At 74.9% G+C, this 1310-nt stretch carries 2 protein-coding genes; both read right to left on the reverse strand.

Annotated elements, in window-relative coordinates; translation table 11 throughout:
- A partial coding sequence (locus FNQ90_RS27780; RefSeq protein WP_228471551.1) for a hypothetical protein occupies positions 1-291 on the reverse strand: 291 nt, incomplete at its 3' end.
- A 60-nt stretch (positions 292-351) separates the two neighbouring features.
- Positions 352-1125, reverse strand: coding sequence for a 3-oxoacyl-ACP reductase (locus tag FNQ90_RS23530; RefSeq protein ID WP_182608192.1), 774 nt, complete (start codon positions 1123-1125; stop codon positions 352-354).
- Positions 1126-1310: the final 185 nt, after the last annotated feature.

Genomic DNA, 1310 nt, shown 5'->3' on the forward strand with positions numbered 1-1310 from the left:
GGGCGCGGGTGGGCCGGCGATCAACAGGGCGAGGCCGGCCAACACCGCGGCGAACAACAGCAGGGCGGCGGTCCGTCGCACCGGGCGGGCCGCCCCCAGCGGATGATGGGCCGGTGGGGGCGGGGCGAGCCGAGCCGGATCGCGGGTGATCCCCTCCGAAGCGCTCCGTCCTCCGCTCGAAGAGGCCCCGGCGCGCCATCCCGGCACCTCCGCGGCGCGAACGGTCGGGAGCGGGAGCCCCGGGCTCCCCGCCCCCGTCGGTGGGTTCTCGGCGGGCTGAATGGTGGTCACCCCGGCACCCTAACCGGGCGGTTCCCCCCTCCCCGGGGGAAGGCAGGCCGTGGAGCGACCTCACACCGGGGTGACGTACGCCCCCGCGATGCCGCCGTCGACCAGGAAGCCGGTGGCGTTGACGAAGGAGGAGTCGTCACTGGCCAGGAACGCGACCGCCGCCGCGATCTCCTCCGGTTCGGCGAACCGCCCGGCGGGGATGTGGACCAGGCGGCGGGCCGCCCGCTCCGGGTCCTTGGCGAAGAGCTCCGTGAGCAACGGGGTGTTGACCGGGCCGGGGCACAGGGCGTTGACCCGGATGCCCTCACGCGCGAACTGCACACCCAGTTCACGGGACATCGCCAACACCCCGCCCTTGGACGCGGTGTAGGAGATCTGGGAGGTGGCGGCGCCCATGACGGCCACGAAGGAGGCGGTGTTGAGGATGGAGCCCCTCCCCTGTCGCCGCATGTACGGCAGCACGGCCCGGCAGCACAGGTAGATCGAGGTGAGGTTGACCTGCTGGACGCGCTGCCAGGCGTCGGGTTCGGTGGTCAGGATCGAGTCGTCCTCGGGCGGGGAGATGCCCGCGTTGTGGAAGGAGAAGTCGACCGAGCCGCACCTGTCCGCCGCCATGGCGAACAGTCGCTCGACCTCCTGCCGGTCGGTGACGTCGACGCGCACGAAGAGGCCGTCGACCTCCTCGGCCGCGGCCCGGCCGGCCGGCTCGTCGATGTCGGCGCACACCACCCGGGCGCCCTCGGCGGCGAGGCGGCGCACCGAGGCCAGGCCGATGCCGCTGCCCGCCCCGGTCACCACGGCGACGCGGTCCACCAGGCGCCGGCACACCGGCATGCCGGAGGGCGCGGCGCCGGGAACCGGCTCGGGCGCGGCGGGGGCGACGGGGTCGGAGCCGGCGGGACGGGACGGGTCGACGGGGTCTCCGGCGTCGAGTACGGGATCGGTCACGGTTCTCTCCCCTTGCGGTGCGGAGGCGGATACGGAGGGCGTCGCGGCACGGGGGCGGCGCCGGGTGGTCC

The sequence above is a fragment of the Streptomyces alkaliphilus genome (genome assembly GCF_014141535.1).
GTDB classification, from domain to species: Bacteria; Actinomycetota; Actinomycetes; order Streptomycetales; family Streptomycetaceae; genus Streptomyces; species Streptomyces alkaliphilus.